Here is a 7,327-nt window from a genome sequence, read left to right as displayed (position 1 = left end):
CCTGGGCCCGGCTCCTCGTTCGATTTCGTCTCCTCGTCGCGGTGGGCGGGCACGCAGCGAGGAGGGGCGAAGCCAAACGACGAGCGGCCTTAAAAGCAAAGGCCGCCCGGGTTTCCCCTGGGCGGCCCTTTGTCCGGTCAGCCGGAAGCGAGCTCAGCCCTGGCGGGCCTTGTAGCGCTTCTGCGTCTTGTTGATCACATAGACGCGGCCTTTGCGGCGCACGACCTGGCAATCGCGGTGACGCGTCTTCAGCGAGCGGAGCGAGTTGGCGACTTTCATGGTCGTCCTCCTTCTTCGCGGCGCGAACCTGCGCCAGATTGAAACCCATGCCCCCCGAAGGAGGCGGCGAATGGTGGGCGGTACTGGGATCGAACCAGTGGCCACTACGATGTCAACGTAGTGCTCTACCGCTGAGCTAACCGCCCACTTTAGGCCAATGCGCCCCGCCTTGCCCCATTCGATCAAACGAAAAGGACGCGGGCGGAACCGCGTCGGTCAGGGCGGGTCTATACTGAGTCATGCCGGGGCCTGCAAGGGGTTTTGGCTTTCCGGATTCTGCCGCTATACCAGAGGGAACTGAGGGAGTTTCCTTTGTCGCGCACGGAAACCGAGGCCTTCGCTCTTTACCGCCCGAAACGGCGCCTGAGCCCGCTTGTTTTCGCCTCGCCCCATTCCGGGAGCGACTATGCGTCGGGTTTCATGGCCCAGGCCGTGCTCGACCGCCGCGCGATCCGGTCCTCGGAAGATGCTTTCGTAGATCGGCTTTTCGACATGGCCCCCGAATTCGGGGCACCGCTTCTCTGCGCGCGGGCGCCGCGGGCCTTCATCGACCTGAACCGGGCCGCCGATGAGCTTGACCCGGCGGTGATCGAGGGAATCGCGCGCGCGCCGCACAATCCGCGCATCTCGTCGGGCCTGGGGGTGATTCCCCGCGTGGTGGCGGGCGGGCGGTCGATCTATCGCGGCAAGCTTAGCCTCGCCGAGGCGGAGCAGCGGATCAAACGGTTCTGGCATCCCTATCACCAGGCGCTGGCGGGTCTGGTCGAAGAGACGCTGGCCGAGTTCGGCCGGGCGGTCCTGATCGACTGCCATTCCATGCCGCATGAGGCGATCGAGGCGCATACGAGGCCCGGCCAGCCCTCGCCCGAGGTCGTGTTGGGTGACCGATTCGGCGCGGCGGCGGGGCGCGAGGTTATGGACCAGGTCGAGGCGGCCTTTGGCGCGGCCGGGCTGCGGGTGGTGCGCAACGCGCCTTTCGCCGGGGCCTATGTGGCGCAGGCCTATGGCCGCCCGTCGCGCGGCGTGCATGTCGTGCAGGTCGAAATCGACCGGGCGCTTTACATGGATGAAATCCGGGTGGAGCCCCTGCCAGGCTTTGCGTCCTTCCGGGCGCTGATGGCCGGGGTGGTGGCGGAGATCACCGGGGACAGCGGGTCGGGGCTGGCGCTGGCGGCGGAGTAGGGCTCGATGCACTGCTCGTCGAGCACTTCGTGCACTCCTCGCGACGGTTGTTCCGACGAGTACACGAAGTGCACGAGGAGGGATTTCGGGCTTTATCGAAGCGCGCGGCCCTTGATGATCGCTTCCGCCCCGAACCTGGCGCGAATCGCGTCGGTGGCGCGCTCGGCGGCAGCACGGCGGCGGGCTTCGGGGTCGAGGAGGTCGTGGGAGAGGTCGGCCTGATCCTCGGGCGCGAGGTCTGATATGCCGACGCCGATCAGCCGGAAGGGCCCTTTCGTCCCGGCATGGTCGAAGAGATCCTTCGCGGCCCGGTAGATGCGGTCGGTCAGTTGCGTGGGATCGGTCAGGGCATGACGGCGGGTGACCAGCTGGAAATCGCCGCGCTTGAGCTTCAGCGTGACAGTGCGGCCCGAGAGGCGCTTGGCCTTGGCGCGGTCGGCCACTTGTTCCGAAAGCCGCCAGATATGGCCGTCGAGGAGGTCGGGGTCGGAGGTGTCCTCGAAGAAGGTCGTCTCTTTCGAGATCGACTTCAGTTTCTCGTCCCGGTTCACGCGGCGCGTATCCTGGCCGCGCGCGAGGTGCCAGAGGCGGTCGCCCATCTGCCCGAAGCGGGCGCCAAGGTCTGCGCGGTCCCAGCGGAGGAGGTCGGCAATGGTGCGGATGCCTGCGGCTTCAAGGGCGGTCTGGGTGGCGGTGCCGACTCCCCAGATGATGCGGACGGGCCGGGGCTTCAGGAACGCCTCGGTCTCGGCCTTCCCGATCACCGAAAAGCCGCGGGGTTTGTCGAGGTCGGAGGCGACTTTGGCCAGGAACTTGTTGTGCGAAAGGCCGATGGAGCCGGTGAGGCCAAGCTCATCCTCCATCCGTTTGGTCAGGCGCGCGAGCAACACGGCGGGGGCGGCGCCATGCAGGCGGGCGGTGCCGGTGAGGTCGAGGAAAGCTTCGTCCAGCGACAGGGGTTCGATCGAAGGCGTCAGCTCTTCCATCATCGCCCGGATGGCGCGGGAGGCTTCGGTGTAGGCCTTGAAGCGCGGCTTCACGACGACGGCCTCGGGGCACAGCTTCAGGGCCTGGAACATCGGCATGGCGGACCGGACGCCCTTTATCCGGGCGATGTAGCAGCAGGTCGAGACGACGCCTCTTTGCCCGCCGCCGACGATCAAGGCCTGGTCGCGGAGGGCGGGGTTGTCGCGCTTTTCGACGGATGCGTAGAAGGCGTCGCAGTCCATGTGGGCGATCGAAAGCCGCGAAAGCTCGGGGTGGGTCAGCACGCGGGGCGATCGGCAGGCGGGGCAGCGGGCCTGGGCCGGGAGGTCCGTGTCCGTCAGGATCAGGCAATCGCGGCAGAGGCTGGGCATAGTGCAACGCTAGCACGGGCCTGCCGGGCTGTGGAGGGCGGCCTGCGGAAAAGCGATTGACCTTCCCGCAACCGAACGGTCCTATCCTTAGCCGGAACGCCCAAGGACCTGGCCCCCGCATGCCACATCCCTATGAGACCCTGCCCGAGGACCGCTTCTGGCGCACCGCCGTGGCGGATCGCGACGCGATGGAGATCAGCGGGCTTTGGAAGCCCAAATACGCGGTCCGGCGGCGCACACGGATTGTCACGGCGGGGTCGTGCTTTGCGCAGCATTTCGCAAAGGCGCTGGTCGCCCGGCGCTATCGCTGGGTGGACTTCGAGCCCGGACCGGCGGGCCTGACCCCGGCGCAGCGGCACGACTATCACTACGGCACGTTCAGCTTCCGGACAGGGAACATCTACACGCCGCGGATGCTGCTTCAGTGGCTGACCTGGGCCTTGACCGGGGCGGAACCGCCCGAGGAAGTCTGGGAAAGCGGCGGCAGGTTCTACGATCCGTTCCGTCCGGGGGTGGAGCCCGGCGGGTTTGCCTCGGTCGACGAGCTGCAGGCCTCGCGCCGCGATACGCTGGCGGCAATTGCGGCGGCGGTGAAGGGGGCGGATGTCTTCGTCTTCACGATGGGGCTGACCGAGGCGTGGCAAAGCCGCGCGAGCGGGGTGGAATATGCCGTCTGCCCCGGCACGGTGGCGGGAGAGTTCGACCCCGAGGCGCATGTCTTCGTGAACCACGGGTTCGCGGCGCTGATGGCTGACATGACGGCGGCGCTGCGGCTGATGTTCCGGACCAACCGGCGGCTTATGGTCCTCTTGACCGTGTCGCCGGTCCCGTTGACGGCGACGGCTTCGGGGAACCATGTGCTGACGGCCACCAGCCATTCCAAGTCGCTTCTGCGCGCGGTCGCGTCCGAGCTGACGCGGGACCAGGTGCGGGTCGACTATTTCCCGTCCTACGAGATCATCACCCATCCCGCCTACCGCGGCCGGTTCTTCGCGCCGAACCTGCGGTCGGTCCTGCCCGAGGGGGTGGACCATGTGATGTCCAACTTCTTCCGCGATCAGGCCGCGGCTTTCGGAGAGGCTGGCACTCCGGCGCCCATCGTGGAACCCTCGCCGCTCTCGGACGAACCGGCCGAACCGGAGCTCACAGAGGCGGAAGAGCTGCGCTGCGAGGAAGAGATCCTGGCCGCCTTCGCCCCGGATCAGCGCAATGCCTGACACTCTGCCGCGGCTTTGCGTCTTTGGCGACAGCCACTACGCCTGCCTGAAACAGGCCGAAACCCAGGGCCTTGTCGATGTCTCGGGGGTCGAGCTGGAGTACTGGGGCCACGTCGGCGGGCGGTTCCGGTATCTGGAGTTCCGGGACGGCGCGGTCCATCCGGTGGACGACTTCACCGCGCGCCGCTTTGCCAAGTTCAATGCCAAGGGGCGGCTGTTCCTGCCGGCGGCCGATTTCGACGTGATCCTGGTGATGGGCGCTCGGGTCTATCTGTGGGGTCTGTTCCAGGGCCTGCTGCGCAACCTTTGCCATGGGCCCTATCTCAGCTCTGGCCTGATGCGGCGGATCCTTACGGACGGGCTTTGGGGTCAGGCAGGCTATCGGCTGGCGGCGGGCCTCGCGCAGACCAGAACCGCGCGCGTTCTTCTGTCACCGATCGCCTATTACACGGCGAGCCCGGCTCACTATGGGACGGCGCTGACGCCGGAAATGACGGATGCCCTGCCGGACTGCCTGCCCGAGTTCTGGCGGATCGTCGAAGAGACCGTGGCCGAGGACGGCATGACGCTGATCCGGCAGCCGGACGAAACGGTGGTGGAGGGCCTCTTCACGGACAAGGCCTTTGCGGTGGCCGACTACATGGAAAAGGCGGACTTCGAACACCACAATGCCGCGTATGGAGCGCTTATCCTGCAGCAAGTCATGCCGATTGCGCGTGAAGCGCCGAGGCGGGCGTGAGCTGGCGGTGGGTCAGTTGGGGTGTCCGCTCCCGGGGACGAAGCGGACGCTCACCGACAACCTTCTAGCCAAACGTCACTATGATCTTTGGGGGCACAATTTCCCGCGACTAGGCGCTCGATCCGCTCTAGGCGCTCCGCGAGGGCAGCATCTTCTTTACGCAGATCGAAGATCGCTGGTGCAACGAGAACCGCAACCAATCGCAAAAATTCCTCTTGCGACAGTTCGTTCGGCTGCCTCTGATAAAACTCTTCGCTTGCGTGAAATAAGCCGGTCATCCAGCCATTCGGACCTCTCCCCATTTCGACGGTCTCAAGCCACAGAGCGAGAATCTGGTCTTTGTCTAGCCGCGCTTCGAGACCCAGAGCATAACCCGTTTGGCGGATTTTTCCGATCCCCGGACGAAATTGCTCGAAGGCCAACCGCTTTGAAACCGACTGAGAAATTGTCGTCGCACCAGCGCCCAGGGTGGTGAAATCCATCCCGGAATGACTCGCGAACGCGGGATCTTCAATCATGAGCAGAAGGTCCTGACGTCCTTGCCCAAGGGCGTCGCCCCCAAATCCTAGTTCTATCAGGTTGTCTGCGCGCTGCCGCAGTTCATCCGCATCCGAAATCGCATCGAGATATCCCTTGGCTCCGTATGCCAAGGCCAACACAAGCGCTGTTGCAACGGCGAGGGACAAATACTTCAGAAATCGGATCATCCGTGCCCTCTTCGTGGCCCAAGACCAAGCGCAAGGGCAACCCTGCATTACCGCAAAGCGCTCAAAGCGGGAATTCAAACTCGCCCACTCCCCTGTAGATCGACGGGCTTGCGGCGGGATGGCGCGGTCGGCAAGATGGCGGCGAGATGGAGGCCCAATGCTTGAGATTGCCGCAAAACTGCCGCCCGGCGCCCTGATCGGCGGTGAGGACCGCCTGCTTGCGCAGGCCGTTCTGCAATCCGGCGGGGCGCGGTTCGTCGCCAGGGAAAGCGACCTGGCCTGGACAAACGGAAAGATCACCGGCTGGCACGAAGCGCGGCGGGCGGTCGAGGCAGTGGCCGCGGCTCCGAACAGCGGGAACAGCCGGTTCGAGACGGGGCCGCCCGGCGCTGTGATCTGTCAGGACGGTGTGAACTGCGGCTTCACTCTGCCGGGTTTTGCAGCCGAGGTCGAAGCTTTCACCGTTGCGGTGATCTACCGGTCGCAGGGTGAGGCGAAGACCCTGGCCTCGATCTTCACGGGTCAAGCCAACAACCTGATTTTCCTGACCGAGAACGAAGGGCAGATCCTGGCAAAAGACAAGGCGGGCACGGTCGAGGTTACGCTGCCCGCACCGCCGGGGCCGCAGGCCAAGCTTGTGATCCTGGCCTTCGATGGGCAAAGCCTTCGGCTGCGGGTGGGCGACCGCGAGGCCACCGCGACGGCAAATGTGCCGGGGCTGGCGCATCAGGCGGACTTCTTCATCGGCTGCCGGTCAAACCGGGCGGGCCTGGCGAAGACGCTGGGCCAATCGCGGCTGCATGAGGTGATGTTCTGGCCGGACCGGTCGTTGCTTGGCTCGTCCGATCCCGAGGCGCGGGATGCGCTGGCCGCGCTGACGCGCTATGTCCGCTGGACCTACTAGACCGTGGATACCCCTGAAGCGCCGCCCCTGGATATCCCGCCCGAGATGGGCCTGGACGCTGCTGCGCAGGCCAACCGGTTCCTGATCAAGGGAGAGCACGCGAACCTCTGGTTCGAGGGGCAGGGGGATGGGCTGGTCGTCTCGTTCGACAACCTTGCCACGATCGACGAAGGCTGGCCGCGCGGTCCCTGGGCCTGGAAGCGGCTGGAGCCGATGGGGCATTCGGTCCTGGGCGTGCAAAGCCATGCGAAGGACTGGTTCCGCCAGCCGACGGCCCCCGCGCTGTTGCGCGCGCTGGAGGAGCGGGGCTTCTTCCGGCGCTTCCGGCGGGTGGTGCTGACGGGGGCGTCGATGGGGGGGTTCGCGGCGCTGAACTTTGCGCCCCTGATCCCCGAGGCGCGGGCGTTGGCGTTCAGCCCGCAGACGACGATGAATAAGGCGATTGCGCCCTACGAGGCACGGTTTCCCTATGCGGTGAAGCGGTCGAACTGGGAGGGGATGCCGTTCCTGGACGCGGCGGCAGCGGCGCCATATGTCCGTCGCGCGGTGGTGGTCTATGATCCCTTTGTCCCCGAAGACCGCGCCCATGCCGCGCGGCTGGCTGGGCCGAACGTGCAGCTGGTCCGGGTGCCGTTTTGTACCCACGAAGCGATCAGGGTGATCCTGAAGACCGGGACCTTTCCGCTGCTGATCAATGCCTTGATCGACGGTGATGGCGCGGGGCCCGAGTTCTGGCAGGCCTTCCGCGGGCGGCGGGCAGTGACCAAATGGCAGCGCGCGATGCTTGCCGGCGCGGCAAACCGGGGGCGGCACGGGCTGGTGATCCGGGCCGCCGACGCGATGCTGCGTTTGGGCAAGGATCTGCCCGACGAAGACACGCTTTTCATCCGCCGGGCACGGCGGGCGGCAGCGAATGCGCTGAAAGCGGTCGAGGCGGGCTA

8 protein-coding genes and 1 tRNA gene are annotated in these 7,327 nt (G+C 66.0%); 5 read left to right on the top strand and 4 right to left on the bottom strand.

Annotated features, from left to right (window positions below):
- Positions 1–153: 153 nt before the first annotated feature.
- Positions 154–279, bottom strand: a complete 126-nt coding sequence (gene ykgO / locus ACRCSW_RS13500) for a type B 50S ribosomal protein L36 (RefSeq protein ID WP_023666132.1) — start codon at positions 277–279, stop codon at positions 154–156.
- A 71-nt stretch (positions 280–350) separates the two neighbouring features.
- Positions 351–425: transfer RNA gene (locus ACRCSW_RS13495), tRNA-Val, on the bottom strand.
- A 166-nt stretch (positions 426–591) separates the two neighbouring features.
- On the opposite strand from ACRCSW_RS13495, the gene ACRCSW_RS13490 reads away from it, so the two are divergent.
- Positions 592–1,461, top strand: coding sequence for an N-formylglutamate amidohydrolase (locus tag ACRCSW_RS13490; RefSeq protein ID WP_438705852.1), 870 nt, complete (start codon positions 592–594; stop codon positions 1,459–1,461).
- Positions 1,462–1,553: 92 nt separating this feature from the next.
- Here the strand turns inward: ACRCSW_RS13490 and ACRCSW_RS13485 are convergent, their stop codons facing one another.
- Positions 1,554–2,819, bottom strand: coding sequence for a DNA polymerase IV (locus tag ACRCSW_RS13485; RefSeq protein WP_438705850.1), 1,266 nt, complete (start codon positions 2,817–2,819; stop codon positions 1,554–1,556).
- 119 nt (positions 2,820–2,938) lie between these two features.
- On the opposite strand from ACRCSW_RS13485, the gene ACRCSW_RS13480 reads away from it, so the two are divergent.
- Positions 2,939–4,036 (top strand): GSCFA domain-containing protein, encoded by a 1,098-nt coding sequence (locus ACRCSW_RS13480; RefSeq protein ID WP_438705848.1) that lies wholly within the window; start codon positions 2,939–2,941, stop codon positions 4,034–4,036.
- The gene (locus ACRCSW_RS13475) at positions 4,029–4,775 is read left to right on the top strand and encodes a hypothetical protein (protein WP_438705846.1); all 747 of its coding nucleotides are present in this window, start codon (positions 4,029–4,031) and stop codon (positions 4,773–4,775) included. The genes ACRCSW_RS13480 and ACRCSW_RS13475 overlap by 8 nt, the downstream gene beginning before the upstream one ends.
- 50 nt (positions 4,776–4,825) lie before the next feature.
- Here the strand turns inward: ACRCSW_RS13475 and ACRCSW_RS13470 are convergent, their stop codons facing one another.
- Positions 4,826–5,482 carry a transglycosylase domain-containing protein gene (locus ACRCSW_RS13470; protein WP_438705844.1) on the bottom strand — a complete coding sequence of 219 codons (657 nt, stop codon included), beginning with the start codon at positions 5,480–5,482 and terminating at the stop codon, positions 4,826–4,828.
- A 157-nt stretch (positions 5,483–5,639) separates the two neighbouring features.
- Here ACRCSW_RS13470 and ACRCSW_RS13465 point away from each other — a divergent pair, with 157 nt between their 5' ends.
- Both ACRCSW_RS13465 and ACRCSW_RS13460 read left to right on the top strand, forming a co-directional pair.
- Positions 5,640–6,386, top strand: coding sequence for a hypothetical protein (locus ACRCSW_RS13465; protein WP_438705842.1), 747 nt, complete (start codon positions 5,640–5,642; stop codon positions 6,384–6,386).
- A 3-nt stretch (positions 6,387–6,389) separates the two neighbouring features.
- On the top strand, positions 6,390–7,327 hold a 938-nt coding region (locus tag ACRCSW_RS13460; RefSeq protein WP_438705841.1), incomplete at its 3' end, for an alpha/beta fold hydrolase.

Origin of the sequence: Tabrizicola sp. (assembly GCF_051645465.1) — a bacterium.
Lineage (GTDB): Bacteria > Pseudomonadota > Alphaproteobacteria > Rhodobacterales > Rhodobacteraceae > Tabrizicola.
The sequence above is the reverse complement of the archived record's forward strand: the minus strand, read 5'-3'. Positions and strand labels throughout refer to the sequence as shown.